Here is a 21,132-nt window from a genome sequence, read left to right as displayed (position 1 = left end):
ATGAATTTAATTGTTTGAAAATAAAATTTTTAATTGTTTTATTAAAGAATAATCAGGATAAATGTAAAAAATACCATTTTTTTTATTTTCTGCATTTACAGAACGTAAAAAAAAATAAAAAATTCCACCAAAATTAGATTTATAATTATATTTTTTATCTTTTTTAGTTAAATATTGATGCATTACTACAGTATATATTTGGTATTGTAAATCATATCGATGTTTAATAATTTCTTTTTTCATATACGTTTCGGAATAAAAATTATTATTTTTTCCTAGCCAATTAGTTTTGTAATCTATTATATAATATTTTTTGTTCCATAAAAAAATTAAATCAATAGATCCCGTCATAAATCCAGTAATGGAATCAAATTTTAAATTAGGAGCTAAATGTGATATGGGGTCAAGCGATTTCATTATTTTATTAAGTTTTGAGCTTTTTAAAATATTTTTTATTGGTAAAAAAAATTTTAGTTCTTTTATATAATTTTCTTTTTTTAAATTTGATAGAAAAATTTTTTGATTATTTAATGGGTAACTAATAATATTTTCAATCCAAGAAATCAGCATTTTATTCCATTTTTGAGATATATTGTAATTTTCTAATTTATGAGATATCCATTGAGAATTTATTTCTTTAATAAAATCTAGATTTTTTAGTATATCATGAATTAATAATCCAACTTTTTTTCCTTTTGGAAAATTATGAGTAGTATAATTTCTAACATTTTTTGATTTATCACAAACTAACAATTTTTCTTCAAAGAATGGATTTTTATTTTTTAAAAAAAATAAATTTTCTTTATATAGTTTAGTATAACTGGTTACATTCCAAATTTTTTTGGTTTTTTCATGTGTTTCTTCAGGTTTTTGTATTAAATAAATTTCTTTTTTTTGTTCAATCAATATGTAGTTTTTTTTTATATTTTTAATTTTAATAAATGAATGTTTTTTAAATTGATTTAATTTATCATTCCATGTCTTTTGATATTCAATATTTTGATAGTTGATGATATATTCTAAAGCGCTTCTGAGCATAAATTTTTTAACATTTTGTTTTTTCTTTTTTTTTCGTATTAATGCAACACCTATGCTACAATGAAGAATAGATCGAGTTAAAGCAACATATAAAAATCTTAGATCTTCCGCAATTCTTTCTTTTTCAGATTTTTTTAAGTTTCTTTTTTCTTGATTTAGATCAAACAAAATTTTGAAATTTTTTTCATGATGATATATAGCCGTTTTTGATGGATGATAATCCATCATAAAGGGTATCCATACTATTGGATATTCTAATCCTTTTGATTTATGTATAGTAACAATTTTAACTATATTAGAATGATCGATAATACGAATTTGATCTTGGTTTGTTTGATTTTTTTTCTCTAAAATTTTATTTTGAAACCATCGTATTAAAGATAATTTTTTATGATAAAGATAGCTTTTTTCCTGTAATAATTCTCCTAAATGTAAAAAATTTATATTTTTTTGAGAATCAGAATTAATATTCATTTCATCATGATTTATTTGATACTCTAATATGATCTTTTTAATCATATTAAAAATTCCAATTTCTTCCCAAATGTTGTAATATTCATATAATTTTTCTATTATAAAATATAAAGATTCTTTATTTGATTTTTTTTCTGTTTTAAGTAACAAGTTTTTAAAAATATGAGTAGATATAGATTGTTTTAAAAACATTTCATTTGTTGGTTCTATAATAGATTTTAATATCCATAACAATTCGATTGAATCAGAACTCTTAAAAATGTTATTTTCATCTGATGAATATATTGAAGTAATTCCAACATTTTTTAATTCTCTTTGAATCATACAAGCTTCTTTTTTATTTCTTACTAACACTGCAATGTCGTTTGATTGCAAGACTGTTTCTTGATTTTTAACATTTATTAAAGCATCCCCCTTATTAGCTTTATTTAACCAGTAACAAATTTCTTTTGCGCACTGTTTTGAAATCCATTGACGATATTCATTGATGCTCATTTCTTTTTCTTCATTGTAAAAAAAATGAATTGCCGTTTGAGGTTCTCCTTTAATTGTAAAATTCATTTTTAAATTTTGAAAAGCATGTACAACAGGTGTGTATTTGATACTTTTTAATAAAAACGGATATTGATTTTGAGAAAATAAAAAATTAATACCTTTAATTATATCTAATGAAGATCTCCAATTAATATTTAGATAGTATTGTGTTTGAATTTTAGATCTAGCATATAAATAAGAAAAAATATCTGCTCCTCTAAAACTATAAATAGCTTGTTTTGGATCTCCTATAAGAAATAGGATTGTTTTTGTACTGTTTTTATAAATTAAATCGAATATCTTATATTGTTGAATGTCAGTATCTTGAAATTCGTCAATAAATACTGCTGGATATTTTGTTCTTATTAATTTTCTAAATGTTTTTTTTTCTTTTACATTTTTTAAAAATAATTTTAATAAATCGTTAAAGCTAATAATTGATTGTCTTTTTTTTTCTTTTTGTAAAAATTTTGGGATATTTTTAATGGCTAAAAATAAAATAATTTTTTTTAAAGAAATATCTGTTCTTAATAAAAACTCAATATTTTCAAAAATTAAATATTGATCATTGTTTTTATTATTTGAATATTTTTTGATAACACTTTTAGTAAAATATTTTAACGGAATGGGAATATTATAATTTTTAGTTTTTAAAATGGCCCATTCTGTGATGGTTTTCATCCATCTATTAACGTTAGATTCGCTATATGTTCTTTTGTTGATTGTTAAATATTTTATTTTTTTTAAAATAGATTTAATGTTATTAATCCATATTATTTTTAGAATATTAATTCTATAAATATTTTTTTTATGATACATTGTTAATGTTTCATTTTTTTTAAATTTTTCTGTAAAATTTATTGAATATAATTTTAAAAATGGTTTTACTACACTTAACAAATATTCTGGATTTTTATATTCTTGATGAACAATTTTTACAATATCTTTTGGTAAAGAGTAAAAAAAAAATCTCCAAAAATCTTCAGTAGCTTGCAAGTATAAATCATCTTCATTTTCGATAATTTTTTTTTGAAAAACAGAATGAAAATCTAATTTGTTTAATTGAAGAATTTGTTGAAAAAATCCGTGTATAGTATAAATAGAGGCTGTATTTATTTCATTTTTTGCTTTTTTTAACAGGTACATAGCTTCTTTTAAATTTTCTATTTTTTCTAAAAATTCATTTAAATAATTATATTTACTAGTTTTTGAGATACATGCTAAGTATAAATTTTCAATATTTTTTTTTATTCGAATGTATAATTCTTCTTTTGATTTTTTAGTAAATGTTACAACGAGTATTTCATGTACTGATAATTTTTTTATGCAATTGTTTTGATTTCCTACACCTAGTAATAAGCGTAAATACAATAATACAATTGTAAAAGTTTTTCCCGTTCCTGCTGAAGCTTCAATCCATTTAAGACCGTTTAGAGAAATTTTAAATATATTTAGTTTTTTTATGTTTATTTTATTCATGTCTTTTTATATGATACTTTTACATTTTATATTAAAAAATTAATTTTTTAAATTTTTATAATAAATATTTTAAAAATTTTATTTATATTTTTTATTCTTGATGCCTTAACATTGGAATCATCCATTTTTCTGCCGTATTACAAATTTTTTTTATGTTTTTCGTATTTAATTCTAAAATTATTTTTTGAATATATATATCTTCTTTTTCTCCTTTAATATAATCGTCTCCCCTCCATGTTTTAAAGATCGCATCACGTCCTTTTTTTATCTCTGATTCGTCTTGGACGATACAGTCATTTTTTTTATCATAAACTTTATCTAACCAACATATTCCGGATCTTGTTAACCATAAGGGTTTATGCATGCCCTTTATGTATCCTGACATATAAAAAGAAAGATAGTTACATGCAATTTTTGGTTTTATCGGAGAAAAAGACCACACTTCATTTTTATAACCCACGATTATACTTGATCCAACATTACCCAATGCGCAATAAATTAAATGCTCTAACCACAAAGAAACACGATCACTATAATTTATTTTGTTTGGTTTCCAACGTAATAATCCTGTTTTTTGAATTTCTTTTAAAGTTCCGATTAGATGGTATTTATTTATTTTTAAATTAAACTGTTCTTTTTTATTAGAATTTTTAAATTTAGAAACTAATTTAGCTATATTTTCCATTTCTTTTTTTTGTTGATTCCAGTGCACTTTTCCAAAGTTTCCATATGGTAAAATTCCTGAAAGTGAGTAATATTGGAATAATTTCTCTGTGCTTTTTTTATATATAATGGTCTTTAAGATTAAATGATTCATACGAAATTTTTCTAAAGTATTGATTGAAAAAGGTTCGGTTATACTCATATTTTTTTTCAAAATATGCATTTTAATATTTAACTTAAAATTAAAAAAATAACGAATAGGATTTTGCCAAAAAAAAATTAATTGTCTTAAATTTAAATCAGTTAAAACAGATGTATTTTTTGATTCTTCAGAAAAAATTGTTTTATTATAAATTAAAGAGTTATATTTTTTAAAATTTTTATAAGAATTATTAATGATTAATTTTTTTTTATAAAAATGTTTTGCTTCATATATTTTTATAAGATGATTAGACATTTTTTTTATGTTATCTTCTGAATTGTTTTTTATATTTTCTTTAAAGCAAAAATTATATAATATATAATTAAACAATTGATCAACAAATATTGACGGATATATTTTGGTATTATTCTTAATGCATTTTCCGATATAGCTGATATAAAAATATTGTTTAGCACATGAAATGCTTTGAAGAAATAAATAGGCATATTTATCTTGAGCATTAAAATCTTTAGATAAAGAATGTTTTTCTAATAAATTAAAATTTTTTAATTCATTTTTCTTAGGAATGCTACTTTGATCACATCCAACATTATATATAACTTTAAAAGGCATAAAAAGAATAGATGAAGGATGACAAAAATTAATAACTCCAGGTAAAAATTCTTCTTTAATCTTTTTACGCATTAAACTAAAAAAATGTTGAATTATTAGATTAACAGAGATTTTTTTTTTATATTGAGATAATAAACCATCATTAATCATATTTTTCCAACTTTTACGAATAATTACAATGAATTTTTCCGTTTCTTGATCATAGATAAAAAAATCGTCAATAAAATCATTAAACAAATTATACCAAGACTTAAGATGTTTTGGATATAATAACTTTTTTCTCCATTTTTCAAGAGTATTAATAAATTTAACTAATTTACCTACAAGTTGTGATTTAGATCCGTTAATAAAAGTAGAAGGCAAGATATTATCCCAAATATATTTATCATCGTTTAAAGCGTAACTAAGGAGTAATCTTTCAATACCATATAGCCAAGTGTTTTGGTGATTTTTTGGTAGCAATAAATCTTCTTGATGTTTGTTATTAACACCCCATCTAATATTAACATCTTTTATCCAACTATATAGAGTGTCTATTTCTGTTTCAGAAATTTCAAATTTTTTTGATATTGCTTCAAAATCTAATAACTTTAATATTTCCAGATTGTTAAATCGACAATTTTTTAAATCTAATATTTTTTGAAAAATAGATAATATTAAATTTGTTTTTTTAGAGTGTACATTAGAAATAAAAAATGGCATATTTTTTGTTTTATTTGATGATTTAAATATTGATTCAATTGATGGAATATAAGAATCCATTGAAAATGAAATAACTACAATATCACTTGGCTTTATATTAGGGTTATTTTTTAAAATTAATGTTAATTTTTTATACAAAATTTCAATTTCATGAAATTTATTATCACATATACTAATGCAAATTGAATCATCTTTCTTAGAAAATACTCTTTTATTTTTATTAATATTTACACCTCTTAACATATTTATTTTTGACATTAAAATATCTTTTTTAATCATATTTAGTAAGTTATTTTCTTGGTTTATTTTAAATTTATTAAAAATTTTAGGTTTAAAAGATTGAATAAAAAAAATATAAAAATTTTCAAATGCCCCCCATGATTCAAAAGAAAAGTTATTAAATTTTTTTTGTAAACAATTTTTTTCTAACATTCTATTTTTTTTTATTTTTTTAAAACTAAAAGAAACATCTTTTTTAAAAGGTGTAATATACAAAAAATGTACATCAATGTAATTGCTCATTTTTTTTAATATCTTCATATGAGCTAAATTTAATGAAAGTGAAGAAATTACAAATATTCGATGCGGAAGATTCATCTTTTTTATTGTGTTTTCATTGATAAATGCATTAATATTGTTGATTAGATATGCTAAATTGTATTTTAATTGATTATATTGTTTGTCGTAATTTTCAATTTCTATCCATAATTTTTTTTGCCATTTTTCAATATTACAATTTTTTAATGCTTTTTTTTTATTTTCCCATGAACTAATCCATTCAGGTCTATAGATTATATATTTTTCAAATAATTTTCCCATTAAAAAAGAAAAATTAAATTTGTTAATTTGACGATTTATTTTATAGATATTTTGAAAATAATTGTTTTTTTCTATAATTTTCATTATTTTCCAGGTTAAAATCGATTTTTTATACACATTTTTTATCTTTTTATTTTTTGTTTTTTCAAATATGCTCCATATAAAATGATTAAAATGATATAATTCTAAATTAGCTGAAATGCCTATTTTTTTAGCAATAAACATGTTTATCCATTGAAATAATATATAATTATCATTAATAAATATTTCTTTTTCAAAAATGTTAAGTAATGGTTTTTTTTGAATAATGTCACATACTTTTTCAATTAGTATACTGATTTTATTAGATTCGTAGATATTAAACATAAGCGCCTAATTAATTTTTAAAAAAATTTTCAAGAAATTTTTTTATTTTTTTTATATAAATGAATATCTATTTGTGGATAAGGGATGCTAATGTGATTTTTATCTAAAGCTTTTTTAAATTCAGCCATTAAATCCCAATATACTTGATTCAAATCATCAGTTTTACTCCAGCATCGAACAATAAAATTTAAAGAAGATGGAGCTAATTCACTGAGACCAACGATAATATCTCGATCTTTAATCACTCTATTTTCTTTTTCTATAACGTTTCTTAAAATTTTTTTTACTAAATCAATATCTGAATTGTATGAAACACTGATAATAAATTCATTTCTACGAGCTGGTTCTCTAGAGTAATTAATGATATTACCAGATATAATTTTATTGTTCGGCACTACAACAATTTTTCCATCTAAAGTGCGTAATGTGGTGTAAAAAACATGAATGTTTAATACAGTTCCTGAAACATTTCCTAAATCAACATATTCTCCTGTTTTTAATGGTCTTAAAGTAACTAACAAAACTCCAGCTGCAAAATTGGATAAAGATCCTTGCAATGCTAGTCCAATAGCCATGCCAGCAGCTCCTAATATTGCAATAACTGATGTGGTTTGTACTCCAATTTTCCCTAATGCAGCAATTAACGCAAAAGTAATTATAATGTATCTTATTAAAGCAGATAGAAAACCTGCAATAGTAGCATCAATACGACGTGTGATTAATACTTGATGAACTCCATGGGAAATTATTTTGGAAATGAAAAGACCAGTAATGATAATTAAAGTAGAAAATGTTAAATTTATTGCATATGAAATTAGTAATTCTTGATTTCGTATTATCCAATTTCCTGCATGATTAATATCATTGACTACATCTAAATCGTTCATTTTTACCTCTTTTAATTGATTTAAAGTAATTTTGAAATGTTTTATATAGTGGGTTTCATAAAATTTATTAAACATATTTATAAATCTTATGAAAATATAAAATATGATTTTATTTGTTAATATATTTGTAAATTTCAACATTAAACATTTTTTAATAAAAAATTACTTATTTTAATAAAAGATAAATTATTAGTGCTTAATTTTGAATGATATTAAGATGATTAAATGTTATTTTTTTAACATAATATTTATTTTTATATTAAAAAAATATTCGGAGAATATTTTTCATTTTATTCCCCGGAATAGAGTTTAAATTGGTATTTTATAATATATTAAAGGAATTAAGTTCTTTAAATGTTTTAGATAGTCTCTTCGATATTGATTCTTGTGAGCTTCTTATCCATGATCTAGGGTCATAGTATTTTTTATTAGGTTGATTTATACCATTTTTATTTCCTAATTGACGATGTAAAAAATCTCTATTTTTTTGATAAAATTTTAAAACTCCTGTCCATGCAGCCCATTGAATGTCAGTATCAATATTCATTTTCACTACACCATATGTGATAGATTCTCTTATTTCTTTTAAAGTTGAACCTGAACCTCCATGAAAAACTAAATTTAATGGATTAAAATTTAAATTATGTTTAATTCTTACATATTCTTGTGAATTTTTTAGAATAATTGGTTTAAGATCTACGTTTCCTAATTTATATACACCATGTATATTTCCAAATGCAGCAGCAATACTAAAATTTTTAGTAATTTTGATTAGTTGTTCGTAGGCGTAATTGACATCTTCTGGTTGCGTGTAAAGTAGTTTTTTATCTATTTGGCTGTTATCTACACCATCTTCTTCTCCACCTGTACATCCCAGTTCTATTTCCAACATCATATTAATTTTATTCATTTTTTTTAGATATTTGCTGCATATATTTATATTTTCTTTTAAATTTTCTTTTGACAAATCAATCATATGAGATGTAAACAAAGGTTTTCCATGAAAATTAAAGTATGATTCACCTTCTTTTAGTAACTGATCAATCCAAATTAAATTTTCTTTGGAACAATGGTCTGTATGAAGTATCACCGGAATATTATAATGTTTTGCCATTAAATGAACGTGTTGAGCTCCAGAGATAGCTCCTTTAATCGATTGTTCTGCTTTCTTTGAAAATCTATTACTGTACCCAGAAATAAAAGCAGCTCCTCCATAAGAAAATTGTATTATTACTGGTGACCTCTGTCGAGCGGCAGTCTCTAATACTGCGTTAATAGAGTCAGTTCCTATACAGTTAACGGCTGGTATAGCAAAGTTTTTTTTCTTAGCGAAATTGAAGATTATTTGAGCTTCATCACCTGTTATTACACCTGGTTTAATTGTATTTAAAATGTTCAATTTTTTGTCCATGTAAATTTTTTAAAATTGTTTTTTAAAATTGTTTTCTAACATTTGTATTGCAGGTAGTTTTTTTCCTTCTATAAACTTTAAGAAAGCTCCTCCACCAGTAGATATATAAGAGATATGTTCTTTGATATTAAACATGTCAATCACAGATAAGGTTTCTCCTCCGCCAGCTATAGAAAATCCATTATTGTTTGCAATGGCTTTAGCAATAAATTCGGTTCCTTTTCTGAAATTTGGAAATTCAAACACTCCTACCGGACCATTCCAGATAATTGTTTTAGCTTTTTTAATAATATTGACGGTTTTTTTAATAGTTTCATCTCCAAAATCCATAATTTCTTCATCTTCTAAAATATCAGAAGGCAATTTATTAATAGATTCGGATGTATTATTAAAATGTTTTCCTACACGTGAATCAATTGGAATAACAATATTATATGTATCAAGTAATTTTTTAGCTGTCGATATAAATTCTGGCTGATGTAGTGATTTTCCAATTTTGTGATTGATAGCTAAAAAAGTATTAGCAATTCCACCTCCTACTATCATTGTATCTGAAATTTTAGATAATTCATTCAATACGTTGAATTTAGTTGATACTTTAGAACCTCCAATTATTGATATCATTGGGCGTTTTGGTTTTTTTAGTGCTTTTTTCAGTGCATTAATTTCTGACATTAAAAGAAGACCAGCACATGCAATTTTAACAAATTTTCCAATTCCGTACGTTGATGATTGCATTCTATGTGCACTACCAAAAGCATCCATAACAAATACATCACATAGACTAGAGTATTTTTTGGATAATTCATCACTGTTTTCTGATTCTCCTTTATTAAAACGAACATTTTCTAGAATTAAAACTTCTCCAGGATTAATTGAAATATTATCAAAATAATTTCTAGAAAAATAAATTTTAGTTTTATTTAATTTTTTCTTAAGATATTCAAAAACAGGTAGTAAAGAGTATTTTTCTGAATAATAACCCTCAACTGGTCTTCCTAAATGAGACATGACAATTACTTTAGCATTTTTTTCAATTGCTAATTTTATTGTGGGTATTGCAGCAAGTATCCTAGCATCAGATTTAATAATTCCATTTTCTATAGGAACATTTAAATCTGTTCTAATTAAAACTTTTTTTTCTGAAATTTCAAGTTCGTTCATTAATTTTATGGTCATAAAATTTTACCTTTTTATATTTTTTAACTGAATGATTATTTTTATAGCAATAACTTTTTAAATATACTTTTTATTTTAAAAAATTTTATGTATAACTTTGAAACCATGTTTTCACACCATCAAGAAACATTTGAGTTGATAGCATTATTAAAATTAAACCCATTAGACGTTCTAAAGCGTTAACTCCTTTTGATCCAAATAATTTTAAAAAAATACCAGATAGTAATAGTATTATTACTGTTAAAACCCAAGCAAGAAACAAAGATCCAATTAAACAAGAGATATTATTTAAGTATTGATGCGATAACAACATTAATGTAGCTAACAAAGATGGTCCAGCTACTAATGGAACAGCTAATGGTACTAAAAAAGGTTCTTCTTTTGGAAAACAATTTTCATTTTGATTTTCATTAGGAAAAATCATTTTAATAGCTATTAAAAATAAAATAATACCTCCCGATATTGATACTGTTTCTGTTTTTAAATTTAAAATAACAAGTATTTTTTCTCCTACAAATAAAAAAAGAAGCATGATGATTAAAGCTATAATCATTTCCCGAATTACTATAATTCTTCTTCTTTTTGCTTCTAAATGTTTCAATATTGTCATAAAAATTGGAAGATTGCCTAAAGGATCCATTATTAACACTAGTAGTATAGTTGTAGAAATTATTTCATTCATTTTAATTTATTGTATCCTTTTAAAAACTATGTGTTTTAATAAAATATATTTATTTTAAAATTTTTTAAAATGCATATTTTTTGTATAAAAATGATTTAATAATAAAAATTATATACTATTATATTAATAATTTATTTATGTTTTAAGATATTTGTTGTATAAAAAATGATTTTTATCATAAAATTTCTATTTTATAGTATATTCAAAATTATTAATTATTTTTTTAAGGAGGATGGATCATTCTTATTTAAACTAATTTTTAATTCATTAAAATATTAGTTCATATGATCTGTACATTAATGATGAAATCTGTTGGATTTATTGGTTGGCGTGGAATGGTAGGGTCAGTATTAATTCAAAGAATGCAAGAAGAAAATGACTTTTTATCTATTAATCCTGAGTTTTTCTCAACTTCTCAAAAAGGTCAAAACGGTCCTAATATAAATGGTATTTCATGTAAAAAATTAAAGAATGCATATGATATTAATTTATTGAAAAAAATGGACATTATTATTACTTGTCAAGGTAGTATTTATACTGAATACATGTATCCTAAATTACGAATTAATGGATGGAAGGGGTACTGGATAGATGCCGCTTCTACTCTCCGTATGAGTAAAGATTCTGTAATTGCATTAGATCCTGTCAATTATAAGTTAATAAAAAATGCTATTGATAAAGGAATAAAAACTTTTGTGGGAGGAAATTGCACAGTTAGTTTAATGCTAATGTCTTTAGGAGGGCTATTTGTTAATCAATTAGTAGAATGGGTGGCAGTGTCTACTTATCAAGCCGCTTCTGGTGCTGGTGCTTCTCATATATTAGAATTATTAAAACAAATGGGAGTTTTATTTTCAGAAATTTCAGAAGATTTAATAAATAACTCTTCTATTTTAAATATTGAACATAAAGTTACTCAAAAATCTCGTGATTTTAGTTTTCCAGTAGAAAATTTTTCCGTACCTTTAGCTGGTAGTTTAATACCTTGGATTGATATAAAAATGACAAATGGTCAAACTAAAGAAGAATGGAAGGGTCAAGCTGAAACTAACAAAATTTTACAATTAAAAAAACCAATTTCAATTGATGGTACATGTGTTCGCATTAGTTCTCTTCGATGTCATAGTCAATCTTTTGTTGTCAAATTAAAAAAAGATGTACCTTTACAGGATATTAAAGATATTATTTCAAATCATAATGAATGGGTTAATATAATTCCTAATGATAAAAAAAGTACTTTAAATAAATTAACTCCATCAGCAGTGACTGGTACTTTGAATATACCAATTGGTCGTTTAAGAAAATTAAACATGGGAAAAAAATATTTGTCTGCTTTTACTGTTGGTGATCAATTATTGTGGGGAGCTTCAGAACCTTTAAGAAGAATTTTGAATTTATTAGTTAAAGTATAATTGTGTATTTTTTATTTATTTTTTTATAAATTAATATATAAATAAAAAATTAAATCAGTATTTAATTATTAATAAAATAAATTACATAAATATACATTACATGTAAAATTTACACTATATTTTAATATATAAAAAGTTTTCTATATATTAAAATTGTAGTGTATTTATTAATATTTTTTATATTCCTTTTTTTATTAAATAACAATAAGGTTTAATTTTAATTTTGTTTTCTAAAAGTTGATGCTTCATAAAAAAACAAAAATTTGGAATGTCTCTAATCGTGGAAGGGTCATCTGACAAAATTAATATTTGATCATTATTTTTCATATTACGAAAAGTTTTTCTGATCATCATAATTGGTTCTGGACATCTAAGCCCAATTAAATCTAAAATAGTGTTTTTTTTCATGTTCTAACATTTTAATTATTAAAATTAATCTTTTTATGTTTTAAAAATAAAAAATTATTAGTAATTTTATTTTTTATAATATAGTTTGTTTAATTCAATATATTTTTGAACACTTAATGGTAAAAGTGTGCATGATTTTTTTTTTTCATAATAATTTTTTCGTATTTGACTAGAAGAAATATTTATTACTTTTGTTTTTGAAAAGAAAATATATCCAAATGATTGTTTATATAAAAAACGGTAATCTTTAATTTGATGAGAATCAATCCATTTTTTTAATTGAGGATTATATTTTTTGATGCATGTTCTACTAAGAACTAATAAATGAGAAACATATAATATGTCTTTCCAATTTTTCCAAAAATTAAAATTTTGTAGATTGTCTTCTCCTATTATAAAGCACAAAGGTCTTGAAGCGCCGATTTTTTTTCTAATTTTTTTAAGAGTGTCTATTGTATAAAAAGTTTTTTTTTTGTTTCTAGATAGCTAATTTTAAATAAAGGATTATTAAAAATTGCTAATTTAATCATTTTAATTTTATCAGTGATAGAGGTTTCTGTTTTATCTCGATGTGGCGGATTATGGTTTGGCAATAATATTATTTTTTTAATATAAATTTCTTTAGCTAGTTGTTCCGATAAATAGATATGACCATTATGAATAGGATCAAAATTTCCACCAAAAACCGCATATAATTTTATCATATAATTATTAATATATTTAATTTAATTTAAGAAAGTGTCAATATTAATGTTTTTAATTGCATCCATATAGAAAAGTTGTTATTTTTTTTTATTTGTATTTCGATTTTAAGCAGTATAGTCATTGAATAACATAAATTGTCGTAATTAATATGAAAAAAAGCTTTTTCAAAAAATGAATGTCTTTTATCCCATACATTGTTTTTTTTTAAAAATATTTTTGTATTTAAATTTTTTTTACGTTTCATCAAAAGTAAGATTAATAAATCTTTTTGTAAAGAACGAAGTAAAAGAAGACAATTATATTTTTGTTTATAAAAAGAGTTTAGAATATAAAGAGCTCTTTCTATATCATGATTAAATATTGAATCAATTAATTGTGATGGAAAAAAGTTACAGAACTTATTTATAACTGTTTGTATTTTTTTTTCAGTGATATTTTTATCAGGCCATATCATTGATAGCATATTTAAAATTTGATGTATGAATAGAGTATTTCCTTCATAATGCTTACATAGTAATAAAAATGCACTTTTTTCTATTTTTAAATTTCTCTTGTTAATTTCATATTTAATCCAATTATTAAAATAAAAATTATTTGGTGTAAAACAATAAATTATAATTACATTCAATTGAGGTCTTTTAAATTGATTTTTTTTAAAAGTAAAAGAAAGATGATTAAACTTTAATATTAACAAAACATCTAAATTTGATAAAGAAGATATTTTTTGGATTTTTTTTATTGATAATATATCTAACGAATTAATAATCAAATTAACAATTAATATTTTTTTTTGAGAAAATAAATCTTTTTTTTTATAAAAATGATCAACTTTTATCCAATTTTCACTTTTTTCTATATCAATTATAGTTTTTTTGAAGAATCCTTTCTTTTTGGCAAATTTTAATATTAAATCTTGGCTTTGATATTGAAGATAAGAATCTTCTCCTAATAATATATAGCAATTGTAAAATTTTTGTCTTAACTTGTTTTTAAGTTCTATTGGATATATGTTGTTCATATGATAATCAATGTTTATAAGACTATTTTTTTAAATTTTATTTAAAAGTAGATAAGAATCATTTTTTATTTATTTTATGTTATAAAATTTATTATTTTTTTTGGAATATAAATAATTTTTTGAATATTAATATCTTTTATTTTTTTCTTAATTTTAGGTTCACTTTTTGCATTTAATAAAATTTCCTCTTTTGTTAAATTTTTATGAATTTTAATAGTACATTTTGTTTTTCCATTTATTTGAATGATTAGAATATTAAATTCTTTGAATAGCGCTTCTTTATGAGAAACAGGCCATCTTTCATAATCGATAGAACTGTTATTGTTTAAGTTTTCCCATATTAAAAAACAAAAATGAGGGGTAAATGGGTAAAGCATTTTAATAATGCAACACAGTGCTTCTTTCATAATAGATTTGTCTTTTTGAGTCTTCATTGGGGCTTTTAACAATTTTTTTGATAATTCCATAATTGAAGAAATAGCTGTATTAAATGTTGTTCGACGCCCTATGTCATCAGATACTTTATCAATAGTTTTATGCAATAAATAGCGTAGTTCTTTTTGCTGTTTATTGAGATTAATAAAATTTATATCTGTATGCGTATGTTTTATTTGAACATAGTTATAAGCTAACTTCCACAATTTTCTTAAAAAACGATATATTCCTTTAACTCCCGATTCTTGCCATTCAAGAGAAGATTCAACAGGTGCAGCAAACATTATAAATAATCGAACTGTGTCTGCTCCATAACGGTGAATCATTAATTCTGGTTCAATTCCATTTTTTTTTGATTTAGACATTTTGATCATACCAGCGTAAATAATTTCTTTTCCTTCATTATTATATGATTTAATAATTCTTCCTTTGGAATCTCGTATAGTTGAAACTGATGATGAATGAATCCAATTACGTTTTGAGTGATCTTCTGATTCATAAAAAGCTTCAGATAAAACCATGCCTTGACATAATAAATTTTTTACTGGCTCATCAGAGTCTACTAACTTAAAATCTCTAAGAAGCTTATGATAAAATCTAAAATACATTAAATGCATAATTGCATGTTCTATCCCGCCAATATATTGATCTACAGGCAACCAATATTTTGATCGAACAGGATCTATCATTGCTGTATGAAAATCGGGACATGTATATCTAGCATAATACCAAGATGATTCCATAAAAGTGTCAAAAGTGTCTTTTTCTCTGATTGCTGGTTCATTATTAATGTATATCTTATTAGACAAAGAGTGGTAAGGAGTAGAGTATAGCGTATTAATTGATTTTTTGATTTGAGGCAAAAGAATAGGTAATTCATTTTCCGGCACGGGTACTACTTTTCCATTTTTTAAAGTAGCCATGGGAATTGGAGCTCCCCAATAACGTTGTCTTGATATGCACCAGTCTTGTAATTTGTAATTTATTTTATCTTTTATGACATTTTTTTTGATTAAAAAATTTTTAATTTTATTTTTTCCATCTGTTAAATTAAAACCATTAAATATTCCAGAATTGCATAATATTTCTTTTTTTTTAATAGAAAGGTAAGGTGATTGTTTTATTTCTTTTAAATTATTATTTTTTATAACATATTTAATTTTTAAATTGTTTTGAGTAGCAAAGTTCCAATCATGTTGATTATGAGCCGGAGTTGATATCATTGAAGTGACCCCATATTCTTCTACAATAAAATTAGATATCCAAATTGGTATTTTTTTTGTTGTAATTGGGTGAAGTGCAAATAAATGACTATTTGTTCCTTCGTACTTTACTTCTTTTGTTTCTTTTATTAAAGTGTTTTTTCTGGATTTTTCCTGAATAAATTTTTTTATAATTTTATTTTTTTTTGATATTTCTATAGAAATTTTATGACAAGGAGATATTACGATGTAAGTCGCTCCCATTATAGTTTCTATTTGAGTAATGAATGCTGTTATAGTTTTATTACTATTTTCAAGATTTAAAGTAATATCAAATCCTTTTAACCTTCCTATCCAATTTTTTTGCATGTTTTTTACTTTTTCAGGCCAATTTTTTAATTTTTCTAAATCTTTATGCAAAGATTCAGCATAACTTCTTATTTTTATAAACCATTGAGGAATTTTTTTTATTTTTATTTGACTATGACATCTCCAACAACAACCATTAACAACTTGTTCATTAGCCAAAACAGTTTTATCATAAGGACACCAATTCACAAGACTATTTTTTTTATAAACTAATTTCTTTTTATATAATTTGATAAAAAACCATTGTTCCCATCGGTAATATTCTGGTTTGCATGTAGTTAATTCTCTGTTCCAATCATAACTAAAACCCATTGATTTTAATTGATTTTTCATGTATTTTATATTTTTATAAGTCCAATCATCTGGAACAATATTATTTTGAATCGCAGCTTCTTCGGCTGGTAAGCCAAAAGCGTCCCAACCAATTGGTTGTAATACATTTTTTCCCAACATTCTTTGATATCTAGAAATTACATCGCTAATTGTATAATTTCTCACATGACCCATATGTAATTTTCCAGATGGATATGGAAGCATAGGAAGACAGTAGTATTTTTTTTTAGTAGAATCTTCATTCGCTTGAAAAGTTTTGTTTTTATCCCAATGTTTTTGAACATAAAATTCTATTTCCTTTGGAGTATATTCTTTTTTCATATTTTCTCTATATAAAATTAACTGATATTTTCTTAGATGATAAGATTTATTTTAATTCGTATAAAATTTTTTATTTATTTTGTAGTAACCAAAAATAATTAAAAAATATATTATATTTTATAATAAACTTCTCAATTTATATAAATAAACAAGTGTGTTTAATAACATTTTAAATGTTAATATTTATAATGAAACTGTTAAATTGATTACTTAAAATTCATAAAAATTTCTTATTTTTTAAATATTCATTTTAAAATAAAAAACTTTAAGAAATTACATATTTTCAAAACATTCAACTAAATTTTATGGTTCCAATATAGGTGGTTTTTTATTATCCGGAACAGTTACATGTATCTGTATCACTTTTCGACTATCTGCGATAGATATTTTAAAATTATAATCGCTGATATTAATGTTTTCTCCACGAATTGGTAAATGCCCAAATTCTTTCATTACTAATCCTCCGATTGTATCTACTTCTTTGTCAATAAAATTAGTGTCGAATATATTATTAAATTCTTTAATTTCTGTAAGAGCTTTAACAGAGAATGTATTTTTTTTTATTTTTCTGACATTTAATTTTTCTTCTTCATCATATTCATCTTGAATTTCTCCAACGATCAGCTCTAAAATATCTTCTATAGTTACTAATCCTGATACAGCTCCAAATTCATCAATTACTATTGCCATATGATTTCTTTTTGAACGAAACTCTTTTAACATTCTATCTACATTTTTACTTTCTGGAACTACTACTGCTGAACGTAATATATTTTTAATACAAAAAATTTTTTTTTCAGTTCTCATAAAAGGTAATAAATCTTTTACGATTAAAAATCCTTCAACATAATTATTATCGCTGCTCATCACTGGAAATCTTGAATGTGCAGATTCAATAATAATTTCAAGACATTTGTTTAAGTTATAGTTTAATTTTAATGTTATCATTTGTGTTTTTGGAATCATAATATCTTTAATTCTTTTTTTTGCAATATGCATGACTCCTTCTAACATGTCACATGTATCTTGATCAATAAGTTCATTTTGTTCTGCATCCCGAATTAGAACCAGCAATTCTTCTCGGTTTTTAGGTTCATCATGAAAAATCTGATTTAATAAAAGAGAAAAAAAACCTTTTCTATTTATTTTATCGTGATTTTTTGAATGATTATCTCTCATGGTTTTGAAGTATCTACATTTTAAAATATGGAGCTATTCTATCAAAGAACAGCATAAATGATAATATTTGTTATAAATATGGTTTTGAATAATTTAATGACAACATAATTTTATTTTCTATTTTTTCCATTTTTATTGATGTTTTTTTGGTTTTATGGTCATATCCTAATAAGTGGAGAGTGCCATGTATTGTCATAAGAGCCCAATAAGATTCTAATTCTTGTTTATATTTTATCGCTTGTTGCTCTATCACTGACTTACAAAATACTAAATCTCCTAATATAATATGATTTTTTTTTAAAAATATGTTCATAGGAAATGAAAGTACATTAGTTGTTTTATCTTTTTTTCTATAAGTATAGTTTAAATATTGAATTTCTAGTTCATTTACAATTCGTACCGTAATTTCATTAATTTTTTTTTTATGTAAAACTTTTTGAATCCATTGATTAAAATTTATTTTAGTAGGTATATTTTTTTTTTCACAAAGAATCTGAAGATTTAAAATAACATTTTTCATTATATTATTTTCCCTTTTAAAGAATGAGTGTGCACTTGATCAATTTTTAATTTAATTAAATTTCCAATCATTTCAGGTGAACCCTTAAAATTGACAATTCTATTGTTTTCTGTTCGACCATATAGTTCTGTATTTTTTTTATTCGATATTCCTTCTACTAAAACAGTTTGTATACTTCCTAACATTCTTCTGCTCCATGACATAGTTTGAATATTAATTCTTTTTTGTAAAATGTATAATCTTTGTTTTTTTTCTTTTTCGCTAACATTATCAGTCATTTTAGAAGCGGGTGTTCCAGGTCTTTTAGAATATATAAAGCTAAAGCTCATATCAAAATTAATTTTGTTTATAAAATCCATTGTTTTTTGGAAATCTTGATCGGATTCTCCTGGAAAACCTACAATGAAATCAGAACTAATTTGTATATTAGATCGAGCTTTTATTAGTTTTTTTATAATTAACTCATACTGTTCTACAGTATATGAACGCTTCATTAATTGGAGTATTTTGTTCGAACCACTTTGAACAGGTAAATGAAGAAAACTGACTAATTTTGGTACATCTTTATAGACTTGTATGATGTCATCTGTAAATTCAAGAGGATTACTGGTAATGAATCGAATTCTATCAATTCCATCTATTTCTGCTACTAATCTTAGTAATTCTGAAAAACAACAAATTTGACCATCAAAAGTTAATCCTTGGTATGAGTTAACGTTTTGTCCTAATAGATTTATTTCTCTTACTCCCTGATCCGCTAAAGAAGATATCTCAAAAATAAGTTCGTCACATGAACGACTTACTTCGTTACCTCTTGTATAAGGGACAACGCAGAACGAACAGTAGTTATTGCATCCTTCCATAATAGAAACAGATGCTGTACAGCTTTTTTTTTTAGGTTTTAAATAATGTTTAAACTTATCTAATTTAGGAAAGCTTATATCTATTATGAATTGTTTTCTTTTTTCCACTTCATTGATCATTTCAGGTAATTTGTGTAAAGTTTGAGTTCCAAAAACAATATCAACATAATGAGCTCTTTTAAAAATTTCTTTACCTTCTTGAGTTGCTACACAACCTCCTACAGCAATGATAATATTTGTATTTTTATTTTTTAATTTTTTCCATCGTCCCAGTTGATGAAAAACTTTTTCTTGCGCTTTTTCTCGTATAGAGCATGTATTTAGAATTAAAACATCAGCATTTTCTGCTGATTGAGTAATTGAATATTTATTTTTTTTTTGTAAAATTGTAATTATCATGGATGAGTCATATTCATTCATTTGACAGCCCCATGTTTTTATGTATATATATTTCATATGTGCAAGTTAAACTCGAGTAATAATCTTTCTGTGTTATTTGTATGTTATATAATAATTTATTAGATATTTAAACTTGAAACAGTTATCTTTTATGTAGAAATTTTTCCTTTGATTGATGGGTAAGGTTTATATCCACTAATGTGAAAATCTTTAATAGAATAATCGAATAGTGATTTAGGTTTTCTAAGAAAAATTAATTCTGGAAGTTTTCGTGGTATTCTAAGCATTTGTTTTTTTGCTAATATAATATGATTGTTATATAGATGAACGTCTCCTCCTGTCCATAAAAAATCTCCAACGCATAAATTGCATTGCTGAGCTATCATATGGATTAGTATAGAATAACTTGCGATATTAAATGGTAAACCAAGAAATACATCACAGGATCTCTGATATATTTGACAACTTAATCTTTTATTAAATACGTAAAATTGAAACAATACGTGACATGGCGGTAAAGCCATTTTGTCTATGTCTCCTACGTTCCAACTAGATACCAAAATTCTGCGAGAATTAGGATCGTGTTTTAGTTGTTTCAATATTTTTTTTATTTGATCAATCTTTAATCCTTCTGATGTTTTCCAGCTCCTCCATTGCGCTCCATACACAGGCCCGAGATCACCAAATTTATTTGCCCAATTATTCCAAATGGATACTTTGTTTTTATTAAGATATTTTATATTAGTATCTCCTTTTAGAAACCACAAAAGTTCGTGAATAATAGAAGGAATATGGCATTTTTTTGTAGTAACTAGAGGAAATCCTTTTTTTAAATTAAATTTCATATTATGACCAAAAATAGATAAAGTTCCTGTTCCTGTTCGATCTTTTTTTAGATTTCCAATCTTAATTATTTTTTTTATTAATTGTAAGTATTGTTTCATATTTTCTTAAAATAT

The 21,132-nt window shown here is 23.7% G+C and carries 14 protein-coding genes and 1 pseudogene; 1 reads left to right on the top strand and 14 read right to left on the bottom strand.

What is annotated here, in order from left to right; all coding sequences use genetic code 11:
• Positions 1-6: 6 nt before the first annotated feature.
• The 6 genes from recB to D9V75_RS02170 all read right to left on the bottom strand — a co-directional run bounded on the left by recB (position 7) and on the right by D9V75_RS02170 (position 11,009).
• Positions 7-3,525: an exodeoxyribonuclease V subunit beta gene (gene recB / locus D9V75_RS02195; protein WP_158343796.1), complete on the bottom strand. Its 3,519-nt coding sequence runs from the start codon at positions 3,523-3,525 to the stop codon at positions 7-9.
• A 91-nt stretch (positions 3,526-3,616) separates the two neighbouring features.
• Positions 3,617-6,850 (bottom strand): exodeoxyribonuclease V subunit gamma, encoded by a 3,234-nt coding sequence (gene recC, locus D9V75_RS02190; RefSeq protein WP_158343794.1) that lies wholly within the window; start codon positions 6,848-6,850, stop codon positions 3,617-3,619.
• 29 nt (positions 6,851-6,879) lie between these two features.
• A complete protein-coding gene (gene mscS, locus D9V75_RS02185) occupies positions 6,880-7,737 on the bottom strand; it encodes a small-conductance mechanosensitive channel MscS (protein ID WP_158343792.1) in 858 nt (285 codons plus the stop codon).
• A gap of 322 nt (positions 7,738-8,059) precedes the next feature.
• Positions 8,060-9,136: a class II fructose-bisphosphate aldolase gene (gene fbaA, locus D9V75_RS02180; RefSeq protein WP_158343790.1), complete on the bottom strand. Its 1,077-nt coding sequence runs from the start codon at positions 9,134-9,136 to the stop codon at positions 8,060-8,062.
• 21 nt (positions 9,137-9,157) lie between these two features.
• Entirely contained in the window at positions 9,158-10,327 is a 1,170-nt protein-coding gene (locus D9V75_RS02175; protein ID WP_158343787.1) for a phosphoglycerate kinase, read from the bottom strand.
• 85 nt (positions 10,328-10,412) lie between these two features.
• Complete coding sequence (locus tag D9V75_RS02170) at positions 10,413-11,009, bottom strand: YhgN family NAAT transporter (RefSeq protein ID WP_158343785.1); 597 nt, start codon at positions 11,007-11,009, stop codon at positions 10,413-10,415.
• Between the two features lie 299 nt (positions 11,010-11,308).
• On the opposite strand from D9V75_RS02170, the gene asd reads away from it, so the two are divergent.
• Positions 11,309-12,421, top strand: a complete 1,113-nt coding sequence (asd, locus tag D9V75_RS02165) for an aspartate-semialdehyde dehydrogenase (protein WP_158344073.1) — start codon at positions 11,309-11,311, stop codon at positions 12,419-12,421.
• 177 nt (positions 12,422-12,598) lie between these two features.
• Here the strand turns inward: asd and tusA are convergent, their stop codons facing one another.
• The 8 genes and pseudogenes from tusA to thyA form a co-directional block, all read right to left on the bottom strand.
• Positions 12,599-12,829 carry a sulfurtransferase TusA gene (gene tusA / locus D9V75_RS02160; RefSeq protein ID WP_158343783.1) on the bottom strand — a complete coding sequence of 77 codons (231 nt, stop codon included), beginning with the start codon at positions 12,827-12,829 and terminating at the stop codon, positions 12,599-12,601.
• Between the two features lie 66 nt (positions 12,830-12,895).
• Positions 12,896-13,533, bottom strand: a pseudogene (nadD, locus tag D9V75_RS02155) (nicotinate-nucleotide adenylyltransferase).
• A gap of 26 nt (positions 13,534-13,559) precedes the next feature.
• Positions 13,560-14,552: a DNA polymerase III subunit delta gene (holA, locus tag D9V75_RS02150; RefSeq protein WP_158343781.1), complete on the bottom strand. Its 993-nt coding sequence runs from the start codon at positions 14,550-14,552 to the stop codon at positions 13,560-13,562.
• Positions 14,553-14,626: 74 nt separating this feature from the next.
• Positions 14,627-17,212 (bottom strand): leucine--tRNA ligase, encoded by a 2,586-nt coding sequence (gene leuS / locus D9V75_RS02145; protein WP_158343779.1) that lies wholly within the window; start codon positions 17,210-17,212, stop codon positions 14,627-14,629.
• A gap of 303 nt (positions 17,213-17,515) precedes the next feature.
• Positions 17,516-18,391, bottom strand: coding sequence for a CNNM family magnesium/cobalt transport protein CorC (gene corC, locus D9V75_RS02140; RefSeq protein WP_158343777.1), 876 nt, complete (start codon positions 18,389-18,391; stop codon positions 17,516-17,518).
• A 70-nt stretch (positions 18,392-18,461) separates the two neighbouring features.
• Positions 18,462-18,911, bottom strand: a complete 450-nt coding sequence (ybeY, locus tag D9V75_RS02135) for an rRNA maturation RNase YbeY (RefSeq protein WP_158343775.1) — start codon at positions 18,909-18,911, stop codon at positions 18,462-18,464.
• Positions 18,911-20,230, bottom strand: coding sequence for a tRNA (N6-isopentenyl adenosine(37)-C2)-methylthiotransferase MiaB (gene miaB, locus D9V75_RS02130; protein WP_158343773.1), 1,320 nt, complete (start codon positions 20,228-20,230; stop codon positions 18,911-18,913). Before miaB ends, ybeY begins: the two co-directional genes overlap by 1 nt.
• A 92-nt stretch (positions 20,231-20,322) precedes the next feature.
• Entirely contained in the window at positions 20,323-21,117 is a 795-nt protein-coding gene (thyA, locus tag D9V75_RS02125; RefSeq protein ID WP_158343771.1) for a thymidylate synthase, read from the bottom strand.
• Positions 21,118-21,132 lie beyond the last annotated feature (15 nt).

The organism is Buchnera aphidicola (Muscaphis stroyani) (assembly GCF_005080865.1).
Taxonomy (GTDB): Bacteria; Pseudomonadota; Gammaproteobacteria; order Enterobacterales; family Enterobacteriaceae; genus Buchnera; species Buchnera aphidicola_AG.
The sequence above is the reverse complement of the archived record's forward strand: the minus strand, read 5'-3'. Positions and strand labels throughout refer to the sequence as shown.